This window comes from Jannaschia seohaensis, from assembly GCF_900116765.1.
Taxonomy (GTDB): Bacteria; Pseudomonadota; Alphaproteobacteria; order Rhodobacterales; family Rhodobacteraceae; genus Jannaschia; species Jannaschia seohaensis.
The window spans coordinates 14402-40272 of record NZ_UETC01000023.1 but is presented as its reverse complement, the minus strand read 5'-3'; the positions used below and the strand labels follow the sequence as shown (position 1 = coordinate 40272).

Here is a 25871-nt window from a genome sequence, read left to right as displayed (position 1 = left end):
CGGCTCGATCTGTCGAATGTTCAGCGCAGACGAATGCCGGAACTACCTCCGTCATGCAGGCTATGCGCCTACGTAAAGGTCCGCCGCTTTAGCACTTGCTCGCGCTTCGAAACGACATGCCGGATATCCGGCAGACCAAGCGCTTTTTCGACATTGAAGAGCATCGTCCAACCTCTCAAGACCCTTCCTGTCAGGAAGTCTTTTGAAATCCGTTCGAACGCACAAGACGCTACGCAATGATGTTGCGATGTGAAGAGAACTATGCCCACCCCTCGCGAAACCATTCTCGCCGCGCTGAATGCGCGGCTCTCGGCGCTGCCCGCCACTGCGCTCCGCGGCGAGGTGCTGCCCAAGCGCGTGCCGGCCGAGGGGCTGCTGATCTTGCGTGACGGCGAGCCCGGCGAACCCGAGGTGACGCTGTCGCCGCTCGCCTGCCACCACCAGCACCGCGCAGAGGTCGAGGCCGTTGTCCAAAGAGTCGACCGTGACGCCGCCTTCGACACGCTGACTGCCAGCGTCGGCTCGGCAGTCGCCGCCGACCGGACGCTGGGCGGCCTCTGCGACTGGGTCGAGGCGGAAGCGCCGCGCCCGGTCGATCTGCCGGTCGCGGGCGCGGCCAGCCTGAAGGCCGCCGTGATCCCGGCCGTGTTGCACTACACCAGGGCCGATCAGCTCGTGTATGCTCGTGATCGACGACGCGATGAATGGCTCAGTTTTTGGAGGGTGCAACCGGTTTCGAGGACAGGTGCAGCCATCCGGCCTCGGGCTTGCATTTCCCGAGAACATGGCCGGAACCATGATGGCCTGCCCCGATGAGATCGAGGCGCAGGAGCGGCGTTTCCTTGACGCGCTCGCGCAGGTTTCGGATTACGTGCTCTATGGTGCGGGCCTTGTGATGGAGGATTTCGACGGGCGTGCCGTCTTGCATTTGTTCGAGACCCCCGAGTGACAGGGTGGCCGTCTCGAAGCATCGCGTGTGTCGGCCACCTTCGCCATGACGCTCCCTATCACCGCTGACCGTTGGCGCAACCGAGTTGGTAGCCGACGTTGCAATGCGCCTTGAGCCGCTGCGTATCTTCGGGGGGCCAATCCGGGGGCGCGGTGACCTGAACCCAAGGCCCTATATAGTCCTCCGCGAAGTAGGCATGGCCGTGGCCGGGCGGCGCGCCAAAGGACAGGGCCATGTCGAGCGCCAGCTGGAACTGCGTCACGACGGGCATGAAGATGAAGTGCTCCGTCATGTCCTCGGCCGGCGGATCCCGCATCCAGGGCGGCGCCCGCCAGAGCGACCGGGGGTCATAGAATACGACCGGGTCGCTTGAATATTGCAGGAAGACGATGCGCATGCCCCCCCATTCCGCCGCGGCCACGGACGCATCCGCCGTGTGGGATGCATAGCGGATCAGCGACCCGTCCCCGATCTCCGGCAGGACCCAGGGTGTGCCCGGATTGCGCTGGTTCTGCACATGGTTCCAGAAGGCAGAGGGAAAGGGCGGCCCGACCCAGAACGCGCCGTCGATGGGATCGTCGAGCAGTCGGAACATGTTCGTGGCATGCATCGACGACCATGCGCCAAGGCTCAGCCCGTGAACGTATAGACGGGGCCGCGCGTCGACGGGCAACGTCTTCCAGTACCCATGCACCACGTCCTGAAGCGCGGTCGCCTGTTCAAGCCCCGTGCGTGTCTCGAGGATCAGGGCCAAGGGCGATTGCAGGTAGGAATACTGCGCGGCGACCGTGGCGATGTTCCCGCCATGCATGTATTCGACCGGATCGTGGGATCCCGGGTCCATCCAGCCGGTGCCGGTGGGGCTTGCCACGACCAGAACGTCGCGCTCGAACGCGCCTTGCCGGATCAGTTCGGCAAGCGCCAGTTCGGCCCGCGCCTCGGGCGTCTCGCCATTGGCGCGCCCGACATAGACGCGTATCGGATTAAGCGCGGACCGACCGGTGAAGGCCGAGATATCCTCGGATGTTGGGCCGGAGGTGATGAAGTCCCGCCCGGGCTTGCCCATGGATGCCCAATCGATCAGGGACTCTGCGCTGCCGGTCATGCGTGGGTCGCCGGGAGGCGACGGGGCGTTCTCAAAGAGCTCCTGGGCGGCTTCGTAGCTTTCGTCGAGGCCCGTCACGACCCCATCGACGATGCCATCACGCGTGACCACGAACAGGATGAGCACGACCGCGATGAACCCCAGCACATTGGCGCGCCGCGGCGGCATGACGCGATAGAACCTTGACCGGATCAGGCGGAACAGCGCGGCGACAACGCGTCCAAGCGCGAAAGCGACGGCAAAGGTCGGAAAGGCGATCAGCAGGATCGTGGCGAGTTGAAGCGCATCCGCTTCTTCCATGCCCATCTTCCCGCGGATGTCGTTCTGCCACCGCAGGCTGGCCCCAAGAACCCAGAGAAAGAACGCCACGAGCGGTAGCGCGATCACCGTTGTCAGGACGTTTGCGGGCCGCCCGGAGAATTGCGGAAGATCGGCCGCCCGCCAGAGCAGCGCAACGATCTGGCCGATCAGATAGCCGATCGCCATGACAAGCCCGCCGAGGAGTCCTTGCACAGCCGGTCCGCGCGGGATGAGCGACGGGGTCAGCGAGGCCGCAAAGAAGAGCAGCCCGAGGAGCAAGCACGGCACCGAGACCTTGCCGATGATCCTGGCTATTTGCCCGTTGTTCATGTTGCCTCTTTGACATTGGGTTCGACGTCTCGGTTCCAACCTTGTCACGAGGCAGCTCGACGCGCAAAAGGCTTGCGAGGCGACGCAATCATTTATTTTCCCACTTCTATATTCGAAAATGCCAGTGTGGTGCACCGCCTGTGCGAGACCCTGTGCCTTCATGGTGAAAGTGCATGGTGCAAACGCCAAGGTCCTTTTTTCGGCAAACGCGGCTGAGGTACATATCGGGGATGAAAATGTGCGCACCATCCTTCGCCCGCCTGATGGGCGTCATGCTCTGCCTTGGCGCCTTGTCATGCGCCTTCCCCGTGCCGTCGACGGCCCAGACGGAGATCCAGGCCTTGGAATTCCCCTATTTCACGCTTCGCAACAGGACAGGGTCGGATGATCCAGCTGACTTTTACGGAGGAGAACGCAGCGATCTGAAAGCGGGCACATGCGGCGTCGAAGAGCTCGACCTTGGCGTTCTGGCGCCCCTTGCCGACATGGCCCCGAATTTCTTGCGCGAGGAACTCCTCCGCGTTCAGACGGTGGAGGAAGCGGACCCGGGCGCCATCCTTGATCGGCTAGAAGGAACGGCCGGCGCACGTGGTCCGGCGCTCTATGTCCACGGATACTATATCAGCTTCGAGAAAGGCTGCCGCCGCGCTGCGTTGCTACAGCAGAACGCCGACCTTGTGGGGCGGTTCCTGTGGTTCAGCTGGCCATCGGACGGTGGCGCAGCCTACTACACCCATGACGAAGCCGACCTTTACTGGAGCCTGCCGGACATTGCGGACACGATCATAGAGTTGGAGCGGCGCTTCGGCGCAAGAAACGTGGATGTCATCGGGCACAGCCTTGGTGCTCGGGGTGTCGTTCTCGCGCTGACCGAAGTTGCCAATCGGCATCCCGACATCCGGCTCGGACATGTTGTGCTGCTGGCGCCGGATATGGATTTCGGGATCTTCGAGCGAATTTTACCCCGGGTGCGTCCCATCGCCGAGAGCATGACAGTCTACGCGACGAGCGGGGACAGACCGCTGGCGCTCTCCGCGCAATTGCATGGCTACCCGCGGCTTGGGGAGACGGGAAACGATGTTTCCCGACTTGCAGGCGTCGAGGTGATCGACCTCAGCGACCTTCCCAGCGAAGGTCCAACAGGTCATCTCTATCACATCTACAGCCGAGCCATCGGCGAGGACCTACGCCGCCTATTGCATGCGGGCGAACGGGCCGACGCGCGGCAAGGCCTCGTCGCGCAGGGTGAAAACCTTTGGCGCCTTCGACCCGCGACGAATGAATAGCCGCGCAGCAGGTCAGTGTATGACGTATTTGACAATCGACAGCAGCATGTCGATCCCTCCCGCGAAAGCAGCCCCGAGGATCGCCGGGAATACACTGTGGTCCAGAACCCAACCCGCTGTGGCACCGGGGACTGGCAGCAAGATCAAGCACAAGATCTGAGACAGCGCCATTGCCGCTTCGGCTCCTGTCTGATCCTGCCATGCGGCCAGAAGAAGGGCAGAAGGCAACCGAGGAAATCGAGGCTCTGGTTCAACAAAGGGTCCTGCATTCGTCCGAGGCCAGAGCGACTCAACCGTGTATGGTGTCCCGTTCGGTGCTGAACATGTGCGACGGGCGGTGTCTTGAACCCACGGGACTCGAGGCGCCCCACGAGTTCTTCGCCGAGACGACCTATTGGCTTCCTCCACTCTGTGGATTGAAGTGTGAAGGCACCCGGAGGGATTCTCACCGAAGACATCGATGAGAATCCCTCGCAAGAGTAGTGCACGCCTTTGTAAGCTTGCTCTTGCAGATTTTTCCTAATTCGCAACCGTAAACGTTGTGTTCTCGTCGAGAGGGTAGATGGGTTCCGTCAACTGCGTGTGCTCGAAAAGAGTGATATCGCGACTGGTCGCTCCGGGAACATCAACGATCAGCACCTTGTCGGTGAAGTTTTCATAGAACGCTCGGAAGTGGTTTCCGCTTTTGACACCTATAACGTCATATTCTTGGATAGCGATACCATGCGGCCTCGCCTGTGAGTCGTCATAGGCCTGGACCAGACCGGATATGACGATGACATCCACCGTATCCGAGATGACCAGCCTGACTGAGGGACCAAAGTTGTAAGGGATACCATAAGCGGTCCCCCCACGAACGAACTCGTAGCCATCCGAAATTGACTTGACATAGGCTTTGGTTTTAATCGGTTCGCCCGCAATTGGCTCAAATTTACCCCCGAGGCTCACATCGATTGTCGCTCCTACACCGGCAGCGACTGCGGCCTGTGCGGTTTCCGGATCGTGTATGGAAATGAAGGCGACTTTACCCAAGCCTTCTGTTTCCAAAAGGGCGCGCAGCAGGTGCGTCCCCGAGCCGCCCGCCCCACCACCTGGATTATCCGCAGCGTCCCCAATCACAATCGGTGTATGGTCGATGATATCACCCTTCGTCGGCTGCTGACGCTCATAGCGGCCGTCTCTGTCGAGCATGGCCAGTACAGTGCTCATCGTTGAGTCCAAGTCATTCAGTGGATAAAAGGCATCATCCTTGTGATCCCATATCCATTGAGAGAGTTCGTCCACCAGATCTTGTGCCAACTCGGCGTTGTTTTCGGTGGTGACCATCGGGTACACGCCGATAAAATCGGTGTCCTGGTACGGGAAACCATGCATTACAGAGCAATTGAGAACACCGGGACGGTTTTCGATCTCAATACACTTTTCCTTGAGCTGATTTCCAAAAATGCCTTCCTCTTCGGTGTTACTGAGCGGAATCATCAGCGGCACTTTGCGATAGGCCGGGGTCGGATCCGACTCCCCTGCCAGGATCGCAGCGGCACGATACATCGCATCACGTGCAGCTTCATTCATATCCAGATGAGGATATTTTTTGCAGGCGCTGAAGAAATTCATATTGTTCTTCATTTTGTCCGTGATCTTGCCATGCAGGTCGCCGGACCAGACGATCATCGTGTCCTGTCCCACCAGTCCTCTGACGGACTCCGCCAAGTCTCCTTCAAGATCGGGTGTTCCATCCACAACGCCTGCACCGTGAAGAGCGAGGTAAACGATGTCCAACGGCATCTGCGCTCTAAGCGTATCAAGCATTTCTTTCTTCGCATCGTTCCAGAATTGAGCATTCACCAAACCAAAGCTCGAGTCTGGTCCGTATATGAGACCTGGGAGCAACTCCCAGCCGTTTTCCTCACACACATCTACTGCCCCACCCAAGGCTGTTCCTCTGAGCGACTTGATTTCATCACCCCGAAAAATGCGCATGTTGTCCAGCGTGGTTTCGCCCATCCCTTCGGTGAGGTATGTGTTTGTTTCATGGAAAAAACCGACACAGCAGACCCTCAATTTTCCAACTTTTCCTGGGGACCCAAGTAAAGGTGACGATATCGCCGCAACCCCTGCAGTGACAGCTAAGGTATTGAATGTTCTACGCTTCATGAGCTCTACTCCATCTCGGGCAGTGCGACAGCACGTACCGCGGTCAAGTGCTTCGGGTTCGGTTGCCGGATTGTCGACGTGTACCTCCAGGGCGACGGTCCGAGCCTGAAAATGAGGGTCAGATCCTACGCTGGTGGTAAGATGGGCCCAGAATCGGGGGGCAAATCCTACGCCGCCGACGGCTACAAGTTCACCTAGGAATCGATGGCGCTAGGTTTTTCCTGAACATCCGCCAGCAGTGAGAGGTTTCATGACTGTGGGGCCACCGAAGCAGTTGACGCACTTTCCGGCGAAGACCGACCTGACGCATCAGGAGTTTTGGCGCGGCCTGCCCACCCTTCAAGCCGAAGCGGTCCAACTCTCGCCAGGACGCCTTGAGTACAAAATGCTGCAAGTCACTGGACGGGATCTGCTTATCTTCCGTAGCAAGGTCGCGCCCAAAATGGCCAGTACCATCGTGCCTCACCAGGACTGGATGGTTTTGATGGTACCAGTAGATTGGCTCGGCGACTACGTTTTCAACGGTCAATTGGCAAGACCGTTCGATGTTTTTCTGTCTGGCGGGCCTGACGGATATTCCACCACCGGCGAAAGGAGACACAACTTAGCATTGGGTGTGCGAAAATCTAGACTGAGGGATGTATGCGCCAATTTGAGCGGACGATATATCGGTGATATCGCCCTCAACGACCAACGGATTACCCTTGGTTCAGATTTGGGCACAAGGTTTCACAGGCGGATTCTGAAGACGATAGAAGCGTCGCTGGACAGATGTATAGGCCCCGGTAAGTTCGCACTTGATGCTGTCGTCGAGAATGATCTTTTTTCTGAGATTGCCGGTCTCATCATAGCAAAGACAATCGACGAGAATGCATTTTCACATCTCGATCTTGACCCCGTGCGAGTTGTCAGGCGCGCAGAAGGACTGTTTGAAGACCGCACGACCAATCCACCAAGCATAGCTGACCTTTGCAAGGCAGCTAACGTCGGAGCAACAACATTGCACTTGTGTTTCAATGAAGTCTACGGCGTTTCGCCAATTGCGTACTCGCAAGCGAAAAGAATTACCCAAGCGCGCTCTGCATTCCTTGCGGCGGAAAGGGTCCCACCTTCAGTCAAAGATGTTGCCCTGTCGCTTGGCTTCACCCACAGCGGTCGCTTTGCCAAACGATATCGCAACTTCTTTGGGGAATCGCCGTCAGAGACCCTCAAAAAGAGATGAATGCGCCGGGCTCCCAGATTTTGCCTTCGTTAAGGCTTAACCTTAAAGCATTTGTGGCCGCATTTGAGCGCAACCGTCCTCGTGTGTGTCGACTGGTCGCATCAGCATCCTGCAGGAATCAAGCTCCAGGGACGCTCTTCGTTTCTGTAATGGCTTTAGATTTTCAGGCATCATCAGACTTCGTCAGTTGATTTGTGGGGTGGCTCTTAGTTATCATCCTCCACCTTCAACAAAGCGCGCGCGAATTGAGCGAACAGCGCGACGAAAACGCCAACGCCAACGAAGATGTAGATGATCGTGAAGAGCTTGCCTAAATCGGTATGCGGCGACAAATCACCAAGACCAACGGTCGAAATTGTCGTTACACTGAAATACAATGCGTCGATCCACGACCATCCTTCCACAGAGTGGTAGAACAGAGTTGCAGAAAGCAGAATAAGCACGGCCAGCGCCAAATTGGCCCGAAACATCGGAACACTCCAAGAGTGCATAATTGCTTTGAGTAGTCTTACGAAGGTGATGGCGAAAGACAGCATAGAAGACACTCCACAATAGCGCGGCTTGGGTTGGTTGGCCTGCCCCAATCGGGTGGTCCGGCTTCAATCTTAGTGCAGGACGGGTCTTGGCGCTACGCTCGGGGTGGCCAGCGAAGTGGGGCCGGATGGCGATGCTGGCCACTTCACGACCTCCGGGGCTCGTGGCCGATAGCCCAGCGGTGAGTGCGGGCGTTTGGTGTTGCAGTGCCGGCGCCAGCTCGCAATGGCGATCTTAGCCTCGGCGAGGCTGAAGAAGATCTCTCCGTTCAGGAGTTCGTCGGGGACCTTCTCGGTGAAGCTCCCGCAGTGGCCTTTCTCCCACGGACTGCCAGGCTCGATTCACGCGGTCTTTGATCCGACAGCAGCCATCAAACCTCTCACGGCCTTGGCGATGGAGTCAGGACCGTTTTCGGGACTGATATGATCGGGTACGCCCTGCAGGATGAAAAGGTCGGACAGCACGTCGATGACATCCGTTGAGCGGAACTTCCTGTCAATGCGGATATCCGTAGCGCCTGCATTCAGAGGCAAGTGCGATGATGTCCGCGGTTGGCGTATCATCATTGTCGCGGCCTTGCAGCACGTTCCGCTGGGTTGACCGGTGCTGACCGAGACCTCGACAGGCGAGCCGAATGGTACCCGACCACGATTCCAAACGCACCAGGTGGATTTCGCCAGCGTAGGAATTGGATCTTGTTTCCCGGCTGCAGCGAGTCAAAATTCTCTCTACTATTGTTTGTTAGCCGCTGTTAGCCATTTGGACCTATACATTCTTTGCCGTGCCAAAGGCATTCGGGGGGCATGCTGTGAACAGAATCGTACTAAAAGGACGTCACAAGCTGCTGCGAATCAGAAGCTCTTGATGTCGGGCGACGCAAAAGCGGCGGCGAAAAGGGTTTAGCTTAAGGAGGACCCAGTCATGATACAATCGAAAGCTTTAGTCCTCTGTCTGGCGGTTTTACCGATGCTTGCCACGACTGCGTGCAATGCGCAAAACCAGTCGGATCAAGCCCAGAGCGAGCGCGAAATGTCTTCCTCGACGCCAACCAATGATTGCCCTGTGATCGAAAGCAGCAACTGGGTCGTACAACTCACCCCGGCTCCGCATGATGGGGCATCCCCCCTCCTTTTCGTGAGTGGCGATCTCACGCTGCCCACACCAGGATATACCGTCGGCCTGAAAATCGGAAAGGCAGATCGTTCTGCAGTGCCATCGGTCTTCGCGGTGATTTCCACGACGCCGCCGGACGGAATGGTTGCACAGGTGCTGGATACCCAGACGGTTTCAATGACAGCAGTTGCACCAGCCTCCCGCCTGCGCTCAGTCATCGTGATCTGTGGCAACACGCGCTTGTTCGAAATCAGCGACGCCATGATGGTGAAGGCTGGCGATTAAAACCACTCTTTTGTCTTGGTTGCATGATCCGTGATGATGTCCGATGGCTTGACCGGCAAGAGGTCAAACGCCTTCGTCGCGGGGTCCTTCAACGCAACCATTGCGTTGACGTTTAAGATATGACCCAGAGTTCGCTCGTTGATGCTCATACGTTGCGTCGGTCACCGGGCCAACGTCGCTGCGGTGACTGTAATCGGCAGCATCAGCACCGACGAGAGGAGTGGATCCGAACCGTTCCTCGTCCCCACTCCATCGACGCTTAATCTCTTGCCAATCAACTGCACTATCTCGGGCGAGTCTGCGAATTTTGAGTGGTTTGAACCATTCACGTCGATCTCAGACAGATCTAAGACTGTCACGCCAAGTCCGGCCAGGTCTTCGACGTCCTCATTGCCGACCCGCGGCACTCCTCGCGCAAGAAGCCGGGAAAAACTCAGAGCCCGGTCGTCGTGAGAGATAAGAATGTAAAACTTCCGCTCATTGTCGGCAAACGGTGCCAGCTGCTGCCGGAACAGATCGGCGTCAATGTCGGGTGCCGCCAAAATGACATGGCGAAGCCGACCTGTCCGGTTCAAGGTGCCGTTAAGTTTTGCCTGTCGCATTGCTTCGACCGTCAGCAGATTGCCCATGGAATGCGATAGAACATCAACGGCTTGTGCGTTGGTTTGCGAGATAAGATTAGCACCGAGCAACAGGTCGTCCCGCGCGATCAGGACGCTGTTCATGTCATAAACATAGTCCAACAAATGGCCGCCAGAGGCCCAACTGAACAAAACTGGAACACCCTCATAGCCGGAATCCTCGACGAATTGACCCATCCGAAGAACTGCTTCTGACAAGGTTGTGTTGTAGCCATGCACAAAAACCAAAACGTTCCGGTTATGGACAGAGCGCCGGTTCAATTCTGCCTGCAAGGCGGAGACGAAATCGGCTTCGGACGCAAAGATTGCTGAATCGGTTGCGGCGAAATGCTCCGTTGGACGGGGGATGCCGGACCGGGGGCTCTCTATCTTGCCGGGTGTGTGGTTCGGGGGCACACTGACCGTCAGTGCCGCCAACCCAATTTTGGAAGATCGTTTTCCCGAGAACAAAATGGTTGAATCACTGTCCGGAGCACGCGAGGTCAGGATGAAGATCTCGTGCTTTCTGAGATTTTCGGCAGCATCACCATTCTGAGGTTCGGCTGCCAGGCCGATTATCCCGCGTTCCGCCGGACCGCAGCCCACAATTACAAGACTTGTGACAAACAATAGAACACAGGCCTTGAACTTCGCCTCATCTACGCCAAAAAACATCGGAAGACTTGTCCCCAGTTTATGAGTTGAGCGTAAACACGCGACGTGACCTGCCCCCGCGAGATCCCTCCGTCATAATGAGAGTCTGCAGGTTGGATCTGGGTATTCGGGTTGCCTGTCTTGCGCAAGCGCGCCGGGCGCGGAGCCCTCAAATTGCTCAAGCGTCCGGCACACTTGCAGCGGTGTCTGGTTGCCCAGCGATGATTGCGGTCTGACCGTGTTGTAGTCGTAACGACAGAAACGGCTCTTCCCCATTCGTCTACTCCTTCAGGGTCGGCACTTACCCTAAATCACCGTGAGGGATTTCGCGGGGGGCAGGTTAGACCTGTTCGGGCTTCGATTCTGCCCTGAATTGTGTCGGCGTCCTACCGGTCCACCGCCTGAATGCACGGTCAAGGGCGGCTGGGCCGGAGAGACCTACCTGCACGGCGATTTGCGCAACGGGCAGGGTCGTGCTCGACAAGAGGTCTTCGGTGACGCTCTGGCGCACGTCGTCCTTCAGTTGACTGTAGGAGGTGCCCAGAGCCCACAGGATGCGCTGGATGCGGCGTGGATGCATGCGGCAGATCGAGGCAAAGTCCGGCAGTGTCAGATCCTGATAAGCGATGTTGTCCCTCAGCATGCCGCGAAGATAGGAGAGGGTCGCTTCGCTGGCGCCATCTGTGGCAAACTCCCCTCGTGACGCCTTCACCAAGTCCCAGTCCAGTGAGAACGGTGCCCAAAGCCAGTGCGGCGGAAATGAAATTCGCATTCCGTCGATCTGGGATGTGACGAGCGCCTGTTTCGGAAGAATGCCCGGCAGAAGCCCCTGGGTGGTCGGTACAGTGATAAGGATGTCTTTTGGGTTGAAAGTTTCTCCCATCCCTTTCTTCATCAAAGTCACATAAAGCGCGACGCCGACTGCATCCAACTGTGTCGACGGCTTGGTAACCTTGACGGTGCGGTGAATGTCGAAGTTTACAATGCCGGGTGTGATGGAAACGGAGTACCGCACGTTATCAACCTGCTTTGAGACTTCCACCACCACCCGGGACAGAAAATCTCCCAAGTTGAGAGCATGGGCCGCCGAATCCCGGAATGCCGGCGTTCCTTTCCTCGCTGTTTCGATTGCCACCTTTGCGCCAAAATACGGATCGCCGAGCGTTTCCGCCATATCCTCCATGGCGGAATAACAGGCGGACGCGTCAACCAGCATCGCAGGGTCGGTCAGCGCACCGACGGGAATACCGTTTCGGACCAGGAGCGCCTCAATATCGCCGCCCCGCGAGGTGAAAGCCTTTGCGAACGGTGACAGAATCAACATCCCGCGCGTGAACCTCGGGCCAGATTTCTTGCTCATTCTTGCTGCTCCCTCAACGCCCTGAGGTTAACCTTGTGGGCCATGTTTATGACACAGGTGGCATGAGCCGCAAACAGGTTGCGGCGCGGGCATGTTAGCCAACAAGCCATAGATCAGGAGACTCGGGCGATGGCCACGCGGCCCTGGTGATCTCGGAATGCGTTGGAGCCAGGAAATGCCGGAGGAAAACATCATGAAGGTCAAAAAATCCCTTTTGAATTCGATACTTATTGCCGGGCTGATGACTGTTTCAGCGGCGACCTTCGGTCCGGCTTATGCCCAGACAGCGGAAGGACAGTCCGTCGGAGCCGCGATCGAGCGGGTCGCGACGAAGCTTGCCGGGCGCATCGGCTTCGCGGCGCAGGAAATCGGTGGCGACGACGTCATCGCGTTCAATGGCGATGAAACCTTCGTCATGGCCAGCACCTACAAGGTTGCGATCGCCGCTGCGGTATTGGATCGCGTCGACAAAGGCGAACTCAGCCTCGACCAGATGGTCGATGTCACACTCGACATGATGATGATCGGGGACGCTGCGCTGAACGGCACATTCGTTCACCCTGGGCTCCAGTTGTCGATCGCGAACGTGATCGAGGTGATGATCACGGAGAGCGATAACACGGCGACCGACATCTCGATGGGGCTGGCCGGCGGACCCGCCGCAGTAACCGAATATCTGCGCAGGATCGGGATCAGCGATATCAGAGTCGATCGGCCCACCGGCGAGATCATCGGGGAGTTCTATGGTTTGCCGGGACCGGCCACGCATAAACTCGCCACAGAGGTCTTCATGGCCCGGCCGGAACTCTTGAAGATCCAGGCTGACCGCAATCTGGACTTCGAGGCGGATCCCCGCGACCAGGCAACGCCGCTTGCGATGCTGGAACTCCTGCTTGCCATCGACAGTGGCGCTGCGACAAGCGCCGAGAGCCGCGACTTCCTGATTGACGTCATGTCGCGCACGCGCACCGGCGCTGGCCGGCTCAAGGGCCTGCTGCCCCGTGGAACGCCCGTGGGGAACAAGACCGGAACCATCGGGGGAGTGGCCAATGACGTCGGCTATATCACGCTCCCCGACGGTCGCCGGTTTGCAATCGCCGTGTTCACCAAGAGCAGCGAGACATCCGAGGCGGACAGGGATCGGGCAATTGCCGAGGTCGCCCGGTCGCTGTTCGACTACTTCAATGTCGGGCAGATGGCGAAGCAGTAAGCGGGGAAACTTCGCCGTGCAGGATCTGCCAGTGCGCTCCTGCACGGCGAAGACAGAACTCTCCGCCAAGAGCCATCGTTATCCCGCCAAGAAAACTCCAATGCAAAGGAAAAATCGAGTGAAGAACCTAATGAAACCACTACCTGCCCTGCTTGTTTCGTCGCTACTGTGCGTCACACCGGCACTCGCACAGCAGGCCATGACACAAGAAGAGGGCCAGGCGACATTTGATGCGGTCCTCGCCGAAACTGCTGAACTGATCAATGAAATGAACATCCCGGGGCTTGGTGTCGGGGTCATCCATGGGCCCAACACCTACAGCGCCGGCCTCGGCATCACCAAGGTAGGCACCGACGAGGCCGTTACCCCTGATACCCAATTTCAAATTGGCTCTGTGACCAAAACTTTCCTGTCGACGGTGGCCCTGCAGCTGTCCGAACGGGGCGAACTGGATTTGAACGCGCGTGTCGTCGACCTCCTGCCGTGGTGGAGGGTCGCGGATGCAGAAGCAACGTCGAAAGCCCGGGTCGTTGACCTGTTCCACCATCGCGCTGGCTGGTATGGCGACCATGGGTTCCTTCGTGTTCCTCCGGGCGGGTCGATCAGCGAGAAGGTCATGCTCCAGGCGGCTTACGTCGAGCAGCTCTATCCGTTCGGTCAAACCTGGATGTACAACAACACCAGCATCACCTTCGCAACCCATGTGGTGTCGCATGCCGGCGGAAAGCCGATCGAGGACCTGATCGAAGAGAACCTGCTCACCCCGCTCGGCATGGAGTCGTCATCCTTTAACTACGACGCCACCCCGCCGGCCAAGGATTACGCATGGGGTCATCCGCCGATCTACGGCGATGGCAACATCAACGATCTCGAGCCGTACTACATTCCGTTGATCAGAGAGTCCGCAGCCTCCGGCGCGCTCCGGTCGACGATTAACGACATGCTGAAATACGCCCGCTTTCAGCTGGACGGCAAGGACGCCGCCGGGAACCAGCTGCTGTCCGAAGAAGCGCTGGACTATGCCCACGCTCCGGCAGTCGAGGCTGAGGCCGGCGACTTTACCGGGTTGACATGGTTCATCCACGATTACGACGGGATCACCAGCCCCAGCCACGGCGGGAATTGGCCCGGCACGCGTTCCTTCCTGCAGCTGATCCCGGATCGCGACTTTGCCGTGGTGGTTTTGGTCCACAGCGATCGCGGATCCGAGGCCTACAAGAAAGTTGCGAATGCAATGGTCAAAGCCTTTACGGGAATCGAGGCCGACTCTCCGGTCGCAGCGGGTGTCGATCCGGCTGTGCTCGATCCCTTCGTCGGCGTCTTCAAGGGGAATTCCCAAAACATCGAGATCCGCAAAGAGGGCGACAAATATGTGTTTGTGCAGTTCTCCGCATTGACCAGCGGATCGGATCCCGCGCCTGCCAATGTGGCCAACACGGCTGATGGCTATTTTATCATCACCGAAGGCCCGAACGAGGGAGCCCTTGGCGAATTGCTCGAAGATCCGTCTGGCGAACTCAACTACGTGCGATTCAACCACCGGATCTTCATTCGGGGCGACGGGGCGGTCGATGACTTCGACCTCTCCGGTACTGTCTTCCAATAACCGGGGCGACAAGAGCCACGGATCAGGTGGAGAGGCGATCCTGCGCTGTGCAGGATCGAACTCTCCACCGAACCCCAAGACCGTGACAGCGGCGCGTGCCGCCGCTGTCAGTTCCGCCTCGCAGGCGGCGGCAGAAGTCGCCTCCGGGCCGCTCTCGTTCGCCACGGCCAACGTCTTTGACGGCTGAACCAAGCCCTGATAAAGATGCCAATATCCTTGTGACGAACAAACTGATCACCCCGTATGGATCACTGGGACCAGGGTCGCCTAGAGCTCGACTCAGCAGGTTGGCTATGTCGACGGACAGACCCCGGTTTCTGTCAGCTATTCCATGTAGCCGCTGCTGGTCGAGGTTTATGTTGATTGAACGTCTGAGCAGGGGCAGGAGCCGCATTTGGGCTAGGCGGACCACATACGGCCATCAAAGTGTCACGTCCACTGGCCAGTAGATCGAGATGAGTCGGTCCGACGCGTGCTGCTTTGTCCAGTAAATGAACTGGTCAGGAACGCTCGATGAGAGTATTCAACAAACAACTACTCACACTTCGCGCGCTTTTCGCCGCGATGGCCTCGATCCAGCTGGTCACGGCTGCGTCCGGAACGCTCGTCGCCCTCGACTTCGCCGAGTCCGGCGCTTCTCAGGAAGCTGCGGCGCTCGCGCCGGCATTCTACTCGCTCGGCTTCCTGGTCGGCTGTTTTCGTACGTCCCGCTGGATAACACAGATCGGCCACATCCGATCGTTTGCTGCCGGCGCGGCGATCTGCATAGCGTCGACATTGATCTTCGCCTTGACCGAATTCGTTCCGGTTCTGCTTGGCGTGAGATTCACCACTGGCCTGGCGACGGCTGCGCTTTTCGCTATCGGAGACGCCTGGGTCAGCCAATCGGCGGATGGAAACAGCCGAGGGCGCTTGCTGGCGATCTATGCAATTCTGCTCGGCGCCCTTTCCGTCGGCAGCCAGATCATGATCCCTGTCCTTCCCGACGATATCAATGTCGCGTTTGTGGTGGTTTCGTTACTGTACTGCCTTGCGATCGTCATTCTGACAGCCGCCCGGACTGATCCGCCATCGGCGCACGCTGATGCCTCGGTTCGTCTCACGGCGGTGTTCCGGGAGTCCCCGACCGCCTGGCTTGGTTCGTTCACGGTCGGCATGGTCGCAACCACGCTTCTCAATGTAGGTCCCTATCGAGCGGCCACCCAAGGTATCGACGCCGAGGAGATCGCGCTTGCCATCGGTGCGCTTTATCTGGGTCGCATCGTTTTCATGTATCCCTTGGGGTGGGTGTCAGACTTCTTCGATCGACGCAGGATAATCGTAGCGAACGGCTGCGTGGCATCTGCCGTGTTGCTGTACCTGTCAATTGCCGGTTCCGGAGACGGCTCGGATTACAGGGCCTTCGTAGGGACCAACCTGCAATTGGTGTTTCTTGGCTTGCTCTTTGTCCTAGGAGGCGCCCTTCTTACAGCATACTCCTTACTTGTTGCTCATGCCATGGATCGCACGGTTCCAGTTTACGTTGCGTCGACCACAGTCACCTTGCTGTTCGTCTGGACAATGGGCGCCGTCGCCGGGCCCCTGCTGGCGAGCCTGGTTTCGGCTGCATTCGGAGACGAAGCCGCGAGTTGGCTGCTCACTTTTCTGATGGTGAGCTACACGAGTTACGTCCTCTTCAGGCTCAAAAGAGCGAAGGCCGCGGACAGAGCCGAGAAGACCGCCTTCGTATCGACCGAGACGAGCAGTCTGGAAGTCGCACCGAGCCAGAAGAAAAAGGCTAAGACATGAACCTGCGGGCCCCGCCTTCGATCTCGTTCGGGCTCACATCAAGGGGTCTTGGCGGTCAGATGCCACCGTGATGCCTGCGGATGTGGCGTCTCAATGTGGAGAAGGTTCGTCGCAAGACCCATCCCCTCCGCCATTTGCCCTTGAGAAGGCGTTCTCCCGATCCGGCTGCGGCCTCAATTTTCCTTTTTTTCGAGGGTTATGCGTGAGGGGCTGAGCACCGGCTCTAGTGCAAAGTGGCCCGGAAGCGGTCTCTCGGGGCCGGTATTCTCTGGACCTAATGACTGCGCCATGTTGGTGCAGATCTCGTAAGTCATTGGTCGCAAATGTTTTTTAGGGCCGAGTCGAACACTTCGACGCCGGTGGCACTCGGCCAGATGGAATAGAAATCGAACGTTCGCCATTGCGGCCGTTCGCTGCGAACCCGCCCCAACGCCTGGGTCGCGGACATTGCGGCCATAGGGAGCCGACATTGACATATAGCGTGTTCAGTGCAACCGCGCTTTGACCGTGTAGCCTTCGACTGTTTCTTCACCCAAAGCGATCAGTGCTTCCAGACGGTGAAGCCCCTCGACCAAAACAGAACCGGTAACGTCCGCCCGAACGCGGATCGAAGTCCGTTGCCCGTTTTCCAGAATGTCCTCGGCCAGCACCAACACCTTATCTGCCTCAAGCGTCTTTCTAGGTTTGACTGGTACACGGAACGAGGCGATTAGAAGAGTGCTCACAGGCAGCATACCGACAACGTGCACTGCGTTGTCCAATTTGGCCGTTGCATTCTGACTTCCGCTCTGTGCGCCATCCGGTCGTTAATCATGGTTGGCGCGGGCGAAACGCGAGATCGAGCGGATGGTATCCGGACACCCGGATGAGCGTTGCGGCCATCGCGCCCATCGGCGTATGGGCAAATAAGTCCCTTCTGAATGCCTTTTTATGGCACACTCGTGCATGTCCCGCACCAGCACAGTCCCGTGCTGATGGGACCATCGAGGGGGGAACCACCCATGTTTGCTCGCGTGACGCCATATCAGTTGAAATCCGGCGAGAGGGAGGCCGCACTGGCCACTTTAGAGAAGATGAAGGCCGACATAATGAAACTACCCGGCTTGAAGCAGTTCATTAACGTACTCGGCGAAGACGGGAGCGGCTATGTCATTTCGTTGGTGGAAAGCCAGGAGCTCTCAGACTCGAACGCCGAGCAGGTCCGCGCGCTCTGGGGACGGATGGGGCCGCACCTAGCCGCGATGCCCACGCCGCAGGGCGGCGAAGTGGTGGCCGACTGGACTTAGGCAGGCTCGCCACCTGGCTGATCGCGGCCATTTACATGTATTTGGTTTTACCAGCCTGAGAGGATTCGTCGCTGTTTTGACCTGAAGAGCCCGACTACGGAAGACACGAGCGACTCCGTGCGCGTGAGAATCTCAAGATCGGGGATGTCGGTAGAAGGATCTTTCATGAAATCCCAGATGGTTTGATCGAGCTCGTGTAGACCGTCATCCAACTCATGGGCTTTTTTGACGATGTCGGGTTGAGTATCGATCCAATCTGCCACGCCACCTCTTATCTGCCCGTCGTCGAGTGGGATTGCATTCCGAAGTTCCTTAGTCGCAATGGAAGCATCTGCAGCCCCAATGCGTGCAAGCTGGTTTGGCAGATTGTCGATAAGCTTTGCGCAATCTTGGTGGAGAACACACCCAAGAAGTCCGGCCGCTCCGCCGGTGCAACGTTGCCAAACCAAAGCGCTCAAGACGGCTTCTTGATCTGCAGATAGATCATCTTGGGATAGCAGTGCCCGTTCGATCCGCGGCAAGGCAGAGGGCTCATCCTGTTGGAGCAAGTCATGTAGGTTCTGTGGCATCTACGAGAACATAGCGCTGTTCCGGCATTTTCCAAATTCGCCTGTTGATTACTCCCGTGCAATTCGCAATTTATGGCTGGATCGAGCCCTAGGCAGTCGATCGCTGCGCCCGTGCCGAAGGTCCGCCGCCATCAGAAGCTGCCGTTGGCGCTGAACTGCCTCGGTGTCGGATTTGCGGACGAAGCGGACCTATGGTTGGTTACGTATGGTATTGTCACCGCAAATGCGCTGGTCGCATGTGTGCGGGCAGGACATCTCGGAAGCTTTCACCCCAAGGCGCCTTCTCCACATCCTGATCGTCCGATTTCGGCGTGTACGAGGACGTCTCCACGAATTGCATCTTGTGGACATTCCGCAGGCAATTTGGGTGAATGTCAGTTATTCGTACGCGAACACCAAGTTGCGCGGCAGCCGTGTCAACCAGTGCCGGATGATCATCTATAAGGTCCGCCACGCCATTCACCCGCGTGCGTTTCTGAGCCTCGAAATCGATGAAAAGCAGGCCGACCCTCGATTTGTCTGCGATATTGCCCGCGGAGAGGTAAAGACCGTTTCCCTCATACAGCGGAAACACAAGCTCCGCGGGGCCGATGACCTTCACGAATCCACGGGGGCCACCCTTGTAGGAACATTGCGGCCGTCCGTATGCGTCTGTGGTCGCCATGAAGAAGAACATTGCATTCGTGATCAGGTCGGCTTCGTCTTCCTTCAGTTCTTCGTGGAAGACATGCTCCGCAATCTTGTCTGCGAGGCGGCGCGTCTCGAAACGGTCCTGTAGAGCGCGCATGGGCGGGGTGTAGTCCGGTGCCGACATTCTGATCCAACCTGTCTCCAATCACATGTCCGAACAGTTTGACATGCCCGACACGCCCACGCTTGATGGTTTTCTTATGAGATGCCTTCGAATTCATGACGACGTCGTTGTTTTCTTGAACGGGCATCAGTCCGCTTGGTACCCTCGGCCATGATCTTCAGCTTCTCAGACTGTACGCTGGATACAGAGCGCGTGACTTTGACCCGTCAGGGCGCCGCAGTGCCGGTCGAGCCGAAAGTCTTCGACCTAATCGAACTGCTTGTTCGCAACGCCGGTCGAGTTGTCCCGACCGAAGAACTTGTCGCCGAAATCTGGGGCGGCAGAGCGGTTTCAGATGGCGCGATTACGGCAAGAGTATCGGCTGCGCGAAAGGCCTTGGGCGACACAGGGGCAGCGCAGAGGATCATTCGCACCGTCTCGCGTCGTGGCCTCGAGCTAGTCGGCCCAGTGAAGCAGATCCGCTCGGTCGAGCGCTGTGCCGACCGTGCTTCCGCGGATCTCGTTGAAACGGATCTGAAGATCCGGTTCACAGCGAGCCGTGACGGCAGCTCCATAGCCTATGCTGTGTCAGGCGACGGCCGGCCGCTCGTATTGGTACGCCCACCCATGATGACCGACCTCGAGCAACTGTCGCGGGAACCTTTCAACCGTGCCTTAATGGAGCGGCTAGGGCGAACTCACCAGATACTTACCTTCGATCAACTCGGGTGCGGCCAAAGCGACCGCACTGCGGCGCATTTTGATTTTGCTGATCACGTAGACGAACTGAAACAGGTCATGGACGCCGCGCAGATGGAAAATGCCGCCGTGGTGGCCCTTTCAGGTGGGGTGCATGCTGCCCTTCGACTCGCTGCGCAGTTTCCTGAGCGCGTGTCGAAGCTGGTGCTGGTGGGAGGCTACGTGACCGGTCGGGCGCTTCGCCGCAACGCGCCCGATCCCCTGAGAGGATTGATGGAGGAAGCGAGCGATCAGCAAAGTCCTACGCTGACCGAGGCCTTCATGCTCGCCTACTGGCCCGAGGGCCCACTGGAAACTCTGCGGGAGAAGGCGCGTATCGTTCGGTCGGCCACGTCACCGGGCAATGCATTGCGGATGCGGGACATGATCAATCAGGTATCCAATGCCGATATGCTGCAGAATGTAAGATGTCCGACACTCGTCATTCACGGCCGCAATGACAGCTTGCACCCTATCTCGGAGGCGCGCGCCCTAGCAGCAGGCATACCAAATTCCGAAATGATGGTCCTTGAGACTGCAAATCACTGGCCACTGCCAGGGAACTCTGTCTGGCTACAGTTCTTGTACGGAATGGAGGAGTTCTTAGCGCGTAGGATCGGCCCGGATCGGAAGCAACGCGGACTTCCATGAAATTCAGCGAACGTTCACTCTGGGCTCGAAGCAGTCGATCGCTGCACCCGGCATGAACGGCCGCTTTAGTTCGTTTGTACGAAATGATCGGGCTGCGCATCCCATTCTTTTGGAAACGGCTCCAGCATCCGCGCTATCGTCACGTCCGTTCCCTGCTTCCCGTCCAGGATCGCCTCGACGATGCCGGGGGCTAGGAGCGTCAGGCGCAATACGCGGGTCATGTAAGACGGCGCGATACCCTCGCGCTCTGCCAGTTCGGCGATGGTGGCGAACTCTCCGGTGTCCAGCATCCGCTTCCAGCGGAACGCACGGGCCAGCGCCTTGACCAGCGTGTTTTCAGTCCGCTGCGAGTACGTGGCGCCCTCCGGCAGCTGCATCTCTTTCCGCCCGCCGCGCTTCACGACGCGGAACGGGACGTGGAGCGTCACGGTCTCGGGGATCGGTGCGCCGCGGGTCATGCTGCGGCCTCGGCGCCGCCAGCCAGCATCTCTCGCGCGAGGCCGCCAAGGCCATCGACGCGCAGACTCACACTCAGCCCATCCGTGCCGATGTCGACACGCTCGACCAGCAGCGCCACGATGCGGGCCTGTTCCGCTGGGAACAGTTCATCCCACAGCGGATCAAGTTGCTGAAGGGCCGCGAGGGCGTCGGCTTCGGTGATGTCGTCGGCGTGGAGGCGGGCGGCCTTCCACGTCCCCGCCACGATCTCGGGCTGGCGGAATACGGTGCGGAGCTGGTCGATCGCGGCCGCTTCAATTTCGCCCGCCGGCACGCGGCCGACAGGGCACGCCCCAGCGCCATGCTTCAGCACGCTCTGGCTGACATAGTAGCGGTAGAGTCGGTCGCCCTTCCGCGTATGCGTCGGCGAGAACGCGGCGCCATCGGGCCCGAACAGCAGCCCCTTCAGCAGCGCCGGCGTCTCGGCGCGTGTTTTGGCGGCGCGCTTGCGCGGACTCTCCTGCAGGATGGCGTGGACGCGGTCCCATGTTCCGCGGTCGATGATGGCGTTATGCTCGCCAGGATAGCCGTCGCCCTTGTGCACCGCCTCCCCGATATGGGCGCGGTTGTTGAGCATTCGGTACAGGTACTTCTTGTCGATCCGGTTGCCGCGCGGGGTGCGGATGCCGCGTTTCGCGACCTCGCGGGCCAGTTCCGTGCCCGAGCCGATCTCGAGGAAGCGGGCGAAGATCCAGCGGACGTGCCCGGCGGTTTCTTGGTCTGCCACCAGCTTCCGGTTCTCGACGCGGTAGCCATAGGGCGGCACCCCGCCCATCCACATGCCCTTCTTCCGGGAGGCCGCGACCTTGTCGCGGATGCGCTCGGCGGTCACCTCCCGCTCGAACTGGGCGAAGCTGAGCAGGATGTTCAGCGTCAGCCGGCCCATCGACGTAGTCGTGTTGAAGGACTGCGTCACCGAGACGAAGGTCACGCCGTTCCGGTCGAACACCTCCACCAGCTTGGCGAAGTCGGCGAGCGAGCGGCTGAGACGGTCGATCTTGTAGACGACGACCACATCGACCAGCCCGTCCTCGATGTCCTCCAGCAGCCGCTGTAGGCCGGGGCGCTCCAGCGTGCCGCCGGAGATGCCACCATCGTCATACTGATCGCGGACGAGCACCCAGCCCTCGGATCGCTGGCTTGCGATGAACGCCTCGCACCCCTCACGCTGGGCGTGCAGCGAGTTGAACTCTTGCTCCAGCCCTTCCTCGGAGGATTTCCGGGTATAGAAAGCGCAGCGGAGCTTGCGGCCGACCTTCGATTTTTCGGGCGGCTTCGTCATCTCCGCGCCATCCGGTTCCTAAGATGAACGTGGGGGCAGGGCGCCTGGACGGGATTGCTCCCGCCGGGTTCCGGTCGATGCCATGAAGGTGTCCAGCCTCGCCGCGGAGGGCTTCGACATCCGCGCGCAGATCGTCTGGGCCAAGGACCGGCTGGTGCTCAGCCGTGGCCACTACCACTGGCAGCACGAGCCCTTCTGGTACGCCGTCCGCAGCACGGGCCACTGGTCCGGCGACCGCAAGCAGTCGACGCTCTGGCAGATCCCGAGCCGGGGCCAGGATGCGGCGACCGTCCACGGCACGCAGAAACCGGTCGGGTGCATGCGCCGGCCGATGCTGAACAATTCCAGCCGCGGACAGGCTGTCTACGAGCCGTTCAGCGGTTCCGGCACCACGCTCATCGCCGCCGAGATCACCGGGCGCGCCTGCCTCGCGATGGAACTGGACCCGGCCTATGTCGACGTCGCCGTGCAGCGCTGGCAGGCCTTCACCGGCAAGGAGGCGGTCCGCGAGGGGACGACGGAGACCTTCGGAGCCATCGCTGCCAAACGTCTCGAGGCGGCGGCATGAGCCAGTCGCGCGCGCTCTCCTTCCTCGAGGCGGCGGTCAACGTGCTGGTGGGCTATGCCATCGCCCTGGCGACCCAATTCGCGGTCTTCACCCTCGTCGGGATCGACGCGCGCGCCCGCCAGATGTTGGCCGTGGGGCTCGTGTTCACCGTCGTTTCGCTGGTCCGCAGCTACGTCCTGCGGCGCATCTTCGGTCGGATCGGGAGGACGCGATGAGGCGCCAAGCAACGAATCTGAGTATTTCCTGGCGCCGAGTGGCTTGACGCGGATCAAAGACCATCACGTCGCGCGCTCCTAGCCTCTCTGGAGAGCGGGAACCACAGCGACCAGGTCGGGCGCAAACATGTAAGCAAGTCTGGCCGCGCCGATCGGTTCCCTTGGTCCCTGAAGGCCCTCGATTGGGGGTAGCGTCAGACATCAAACCGGGAGGAGAATTGATGAGAACCTTTACCAAGGCGGCACTACTCGCAACTGTGGCGGCCGTAGCCGCATTGCCGGGGCAAGGCGCGTGGGCTGACACGTCCGGCAAGCGCATCGCATTGTCGAACAACTACGCGGGCAATTCCTGGCGCCAGGCAATGCTGCGCAGCTGGGACAAAGTGACGAGCCAAGCCGTCTCTGACGGTGTCGTCGCGGCAGCGGACGCCTTTACGACCGCGGAGAACCAGGTCACCGAACAGGCGGCACAGATCCAGAACCTGATCCTGCAAGGCTACGATGCGATCGTTATCAATGCAGCCTCGCCGGAAGGTCTGAACGGCGCCGTGCAGGAAGCCTGCGATGCAGGAGTTACAGTGGTTTCTTTCGACGGCATCGTAACCGCCGAATGTGCTTGGCGTATCGCTGTCGACTTCAAGCAAATGGGCAAGGATGAGGTCCTGTATCTCGCCGACCGGCTTCCCGAGGGGGGCAACCTGCTCGAAATCCGCGGGTTGGCCGGGGTGTTCGTGGATGATGAGATCTCGGCCGGAATCCACGAGGGCGTCGCCGAAACGGGCAAGTTCGAGGTTGTGGGGTCCGTGCATGGCAACTGGGCGCAGGACGTGGCGCAAAAGGCCGTGGCCGGTATCCTGCCGTCCCTGCCCGAGATTGTGGGCGTCGTGACCCAAGGCGGGGACGGCTATGGCGCCGCTCAGGCCATCGCGGCCTCTGGGCGCGACATGCCGATCATCGTGATGGGCAACCGCCACGACGAATTGACGTGGTGGAAAGAGCAGAAGGACGCGAACGGCTACGAGACGATGTCGGTCTCGATCGCCCCCGGTGTCTCGACGCTGGCCTTCTGGGTGGCCCAGCAGATCCTCGATGGCGCGGACGTGCCGAAGGATCTGACCGTCCCGTTCCTGCGCATCGATCAGGACAATCTCGAAGAGAACTTGGCAAACACCGAGCCCGGTGGCGTGGCGAACGTCGAGTACTCACTCGGGGACGCCCAAGGCGTGATCGCGGGCGCGATGTAAGCGCGTCCGAATTGCGATCAGATGTCTGTGACTTCGGGTCCAATCGTCCGTCTGGACGGCGTCGAGAAGAGTTTCGGCGCCGTCCGCGCGCTGGCGAGCGTCTCTCTCGACCTGATGCCCGGCGAGTGCTTCGGCCTCGTCGGCCATAACGGTGCGGGCAAGTCGACCCTGATGAATGTGCTGTCGGGCAACCTGATGCCCGACAGTGGACAAATCCTGATCGGCGGAGAGGACGTCACGGCTGGTTACACACCGCAGACCGCGATGCGCCACGGCGTGCGCTGCGTCTACCAGGAGCTGTCGCTTTGCCCGAACCTGACGGTCGCCGAGAACGCCCGGATCTCGCACCCGGCCGTCTCGGGGATCGGCTGGCGCCGCGCGGCGCGCGCGCTGATCGGCGGCAAGCTCGACGAGGTGTTCCCGGGGCACGGCATTTCCACCGACGATGTTGTGGGTGACCTGTCGATAGCCAGCCGCCAGATGGTCGAGATTTCGCGCGCTTTTGCGGTCACCGACGTGGCTGCGCGGGTGGTTATCCTGGATGAGCCCACGTCATCGCTCGACGCGGTGGCGGCCGAAAAGTTGTTGAAGCACGTTCGTCGCTACGTGAGCGAGGGTGGCACCGTGGTGCTGATCTCTCATCTGCTCGGGGAAATCCTCGATACCTCTGACCGGATCGCCGTCATGCGCGACGGGGGCATTGTCGCGCTGGACGAGGCCTCGGGCTTCAATCGCAACTCTCTCGTGGCGGCTATGGGCAGCGTCGCCGAAGGCGCGGCGCAGGAAGCCGCGGAACAGGCTGTGATCCGCGCAACCGCGCCCGTGGTCGTAAGCGCGAAGCCCGCCGCGCCCGAGAGCCTGACTCTCGCCGCTCACAAGGGGGAGGTCGTGGGCCTCGCGGGCTTGGCCGGGCAGGGGCAGACCGAACTTCTGGTCAAGGTCTTCGACCACGCCGCAGGGACCAAGGTGAGCGGCGCGGTATCGCTGGTCGCGGGCGACCGCCAGACCGACGGTGTCTTCCCGCTCTGGTCCATCGCCGAGAACATCTCGATCGGCTCGCTGCGGCAATTCCTCGACGGCTTTCTTCTGAACCATGCCCGTGCCCATGCATTCGCAGAGGAATGGAGAAGACAGATCGGCATCCGCACGCCGGACGTGGCCGAGCCGATCCTGTCGCTGTCGGGCGGCAACCAGCAGAAAGCGCTGTTTGCCCGCGCACTCGGCGCGCCGGCAGAAATCATCGTCATGGACGACCCGATGCGTGGCGTGGACGTCGGAACCAAGCAGGAGGTCTATGGCATGATCCGCGAGCAGGCCTCCAGGGGCCGGACTTTCCTCTGGTACACAACCGAAATGGACGAGTTGCGCAACTGCGACCATGTCTACGTGTTTCGCGAGGGTGCCATCGTGGCCGACCTCGCCCATTCCGAAATGACGGAGGAACGTGTGCTGCATGCCTCGTTCCGTGCCGACGCATGAGTGCGCTTCTGTCACCTCGCGTTCTGCGCGGT

The 25871-nt window shown here is 59.6% G+C and carries 22 protein-coding genes and 4 pseudogenes; 14 read left to right on the top strand and 12 right to left on the bottom strand.

Going from position 1 to position 25871, the window contains the following annotated elements:
* Positions 1–261: 261 nt before the first annotated feature.
* Together DTQ71_RS22315 and DTQ71_RS22310 are read left to right on the top strand one after the other, a co-directional pair.
* Positions 262–675 (top strand): annotated as a pseudogene (locus tag DTQ71_RS22315) (acyl-CoA transferase); the annotation flags it as partial.
* Positions 676–679: 4 nt separating this feature from the next.
* A complete protein-coding gene (locus tag DTQ71_RS22310; protein WP_109566490.1) occupies positions 680–949 on the top strand; it encodes an META domain-containing protein in 270 nt (89 codons plus the stop codon).
* A 58-nt stretch (positions 950–1007) separates the two neighbouring features.
* On the opposite strand, the gene DTQ71_RS22305 is transcribed toward DTQ71_RS22310, so the two are convergent.
* Complete coding sequence (locus DTQ71_RS22305; RefSeq protein WP_109566489.1) at positions 1008–2684, bottom strand: alpha/beta hydrolase; 1677 nt, start codon at positions 2682–2684, stop codon at positions 1008–1010.
* Positions 2685–2947: 263 nt separating this feature from the next.
* Here DTQ71_RS22305 and DTQ71_RS22300 point away from each other — a divergent pair, with 263 nt between their 5' ends.
* The gene (locus tag DTQ71_RS22300) at positions 2948–3970 is read left to right on the top strand and encodes an alpha/beta hydrolase (RefSeq protein ID WP_245947706.1); all 1023 of its coding nucleotides are present in this window, start codon (positions 2948–2950) and stop codon (positions 3968–3970) included.
* 519 nt (positions 3971–4489) lie between these two features.
* On the opposite strand, the gene DTQ71_RS22295 is transcribed toward DTQ71_RS22300, so the two are convergent.
* Entirely contained in the window at positions 4490–6124 is a 1635-nt protein-coding gene (locus DTQ71_RS22295; protein ID WP_109566488.1) for a M81 family metallopeptidase, read from the bottom strand.
* Between the two features lie 274 nt (positions 6125–6398).
* Between DTQ71_RS22295 and DTQ71_RS22290 the strand changes: the two genes are divergently transcribed.
* Entirely contained in the window at positions 6399–7346 is a 948-nt protein-coding gene (locus tag DTQ71_RS22290; RefSeq protein ID WP_170125549.1) for a helix-turn-helix domain-containing protein, read from the top strand.
* Positions 7347–7552: 206 nt separating this feature from the next.
* Here the strand turns inward: DTQ71_RS22290 and DTQ71_RS22285 are convergent, their stop codons facing one another.
* Both DTQ71_RS22285 and DTQ71_RS22280 read right to left on the bottom strand, forming a co-directional pair.
* A complete protein-coding gene (locus DTQ71_RS22285) occupies positions 7553–7882 on the bottom strand; it encodes a potassium channel family protein (protein WP_109566486.1) in 330 nt (109 codons plus the stop codon).
* A gap of 69 nt (positions 7883–7951) precedes the next feature.
* Positions 7952–8386: pseudogene (locus DTQ71_RS22280) on the bottom strand (integrase core domain-containing protein); the annotation flags it as partial.
* 415 nt (positions 8387–8801) lie between these two features.
* Between DTQ71_RS22280 and DTQ71_RS23295 the strand changes: the two are divergent.
* Complete coding sequence (locus DTQ71_RS23295) at positions 8802–9278, top strand: hypothetical protein (protein ID WP_146204920.1); 477 nt, start codon at positions 8802–8804, stop codon at positions 9276–9278.
* A 161-nt stretch (positions 9279–9439) separates the two neighbouring features.
* On the opposite strand, the gene DTQ71_RS22275 is transcribed toward DTQ71_RS23295, so the two are convergent.
* From DTQ71_RS22275 to DTQ71_RS22265, 3 genes and pseudogenes are all read right to left on the bottom strand, one after another.
* Complete coding sequence (locus tag DTQ71_RS22275; protein ID WP_109566485.1) at positions 9440–10573, bottom strand: alpha/beta hydrolase; 1134 nt, start codon at positions 10571–10573, stop codon at positions 9440–9442.
* Positions 10574–10645: 72 nt separating this feature from the next.
* A pseudogene (locus DTQ71_RS22270) lies at positions 10646–10807 on the bottom strand (IS3 family transposase); the annotation flags it as partial.
* An 85-nt stretch (positions 10808–10892) separates the two neighbouring features.
* Entirely contained in the window at positions 10893–11912 is a 1020-nt protein-coding gene (locus DTQ71_RS22265; RefSeq protein WP_211317180.1) for an AraC family transcriptional regulator, read from the bottom strand.
* Positions 11913–12069: 157 nt separating this feature from the next.
* On the opposite strand from DTQ71_RS22265, the gene bla reads away from it, so the two are divergent.
* From bla to DTQ71_RS22250, 3 genes are all read left to right on the top strand, one after another.
* Complete coding sequence (gene bla, locus DTQ71_RS22260) at positions 12070–13122, top strand: class A beta-lactamase (RefSeq protein WP_211317179.1); 1053 nt, start codon at positions 12070–12072, stop codon at positions 13120–13122.
* A 16-nt stretch (positions 13123–13138) separates the two neighbouring features.
* Positions 13139–14728: a serine hydrolase domain-containing protein gene (locus tag DTQ71_RS22255; protein ID WP_211317178.1), complete on the top strand. Its 1590-nt coding sequence runs from the start codon at positions 13139–13141 to the stop codon at positions 14726–14728.
* 513 nt (positions 14729–15241) lie between these two features.
* Positions 15242–16516, top strand: coding sequence for an MFS transporter (locus DTQ71_RS22250; protein ID WP_109566483.1), 1275 nt, complete (start codon positions 15242–15244; stop codon positions 16514–16516).
* 485 nt (positions 16517–17001) lie between these two features.
* On the opposite strand, the gene DTQ71_RS22245 is transcribed toward DTQ71_RS22250, so the two are convergent.
* Entirely contained in the window at positions 17002–17277 is a 276-nt protein-coding gene (locus tag DTQ71_RS22245; RefSeq protein WP_245947705.1) for a ParB N-terminal domain-containing protein, read from the bottom strand.
* A gap of 240 nt (positions 17278–17517) precedes the next feature.
* Here DTQ71_RS22245 and DTQ71_RS22240 point away from each other — a divergent pair, with 240 nt between their 5' ends.
* Positions 17518–17802 carry a hypothetical protein gene (locus DTQ71_RS22240; RefSeq protein ID WP_109566481.1) on the top strand — a complete coding sequence of 95 codons (285 nt, stop codon included), beginning with the start codon at positions 17518–17520 and terminating at the stop codon, positions 17800–17802.
* Between the two features lie 47 nt (positions 17803–17849).
* On the opposite strand, the gene DTQ71_RS23290 is transcribed toward DTQ71_RS22240, so the two are convergent.
* Both DTQ71_RS23290 and DTQ71_RS22235 read right to left on the bottom strand, forming a co-directional pair.
* Entirely contained in the window at positions 17850–18371 is a 522-nt protein-coding gene (locus DTQ71_RS23290; RefSeq protein ID WP_146204919.1) for a hypothetical protein, read from the bottom strand.
* 214 nt (positions 18372–18585) lie between these two features.
* A complete protein-coding gene (locus tag DTQ71_RS22235; protein ID WP_109566480.1) occupies positions 18586–19185 on the bottom strand; it encodes a pyridoxamine 5'-phosphate oxidase family protein in 600 nt (199 codons plus the stop codon).
* A gap of 150 nt (positions 19186–19335) precedes the next feature.
* On the opposite strand from DTQ71_RS22235, the gene DTQ71_RS22230 reads away from it, so the two are divergent.
* Complete coding sequence (locus DTQ71_RS22230) at positions 19336–20553, top strand: alpha/beta hydrolase (RefSeq protein WP_109566479.1); 1218 nt, start codon at positions 19336–19338, stop codon at positions 20551–20553.
* Between the two features lie 65 nt (positions 20554–20618).
* Here DTQ71_RS22230 and DTQ71_RS22225 read toward each other — a convergent pair whose 3' ends face one another.
* Together DTQ71_RS22225 and DTQ71_RS22220 are read right to left on the bottom strand one after the other, a co-directional pair.
* A complete protein-coding gene (locus DTQ71_RS22225) occupies positions 20619–21011 on the bottom strand; it encodes a hypothetical protein (RefSeq protein WP_109566478.1) in 393 nt (130 codons plus the stop codon).
* Positions 21008–22333 carry a recombinase family protein gene (locus DTQ71_RS22220; RefSeq protein ID WP_109566477.1) on the bottom strand — a complete coding sequence of 442 codons (1326 nt, stop codon included), beginning with the start codon at positions 22331–22333 and terminating at the stop codon, positions 21008–21010. Before DTQ71_RS22220 ends, DTQ71_RS22225 begins: the two co-directional genes overlap by 4 nt.
* A 94-nt stretch (positions 22334–22427) precedes the next feature.
* On the opposite strand from DTQ71_RS22220, the pseudogene DTQ71_RS22215 reads away from it, so the two are divergent.
* The 4 genes and pseudogenes from DTQ71_RS22215 to DTQ71_RS22200 form a co-directional block, all read left to right on the top strand.
* Positions 22428–22901, top strand: a pseudogene (locus DTQ71_RS22215) (DNA-methyltransferase); the annotation flags it as partial.
* Entirely contained in the window at positions 22898–23116 is a 219-nt protein-coding gene (locus DTQ71_RS22210; protein WP_109566475.1) for a DUF7220 family protein, read from the top strand. The pseudogene DTQ71_RS22215 and the gene DTQ71_RS22210, both read left to right, overlap by 4 nt.
* Before the next feature lie 221 nt (positions 23117–23337).
* On the top strand, positions 23338–24360 hold the full coding sequence (locus DTQ71_RS22205; RefSeq protein WP_109566474.1) for an ABC transporter substrate-binding protein: 1023 nt from the start codon (positions 23338–23340) through the stop codon (positions 24358–24360).
* Between the two features lie 21 nt (positions 24361–24381).
* Positions 24382–25839 (top strand): sugar ABC transporter ATP-binding protein, encoded by a 1458-nt coding sequence (locus DTQ71_RS22200; protein WP_109566473.1) that lies wholly within the window; start codon positions 24382–24384, stop codon positions 25837–25839.
* Positions 25840–25871 lie beyond the last annotated feature (32 nt).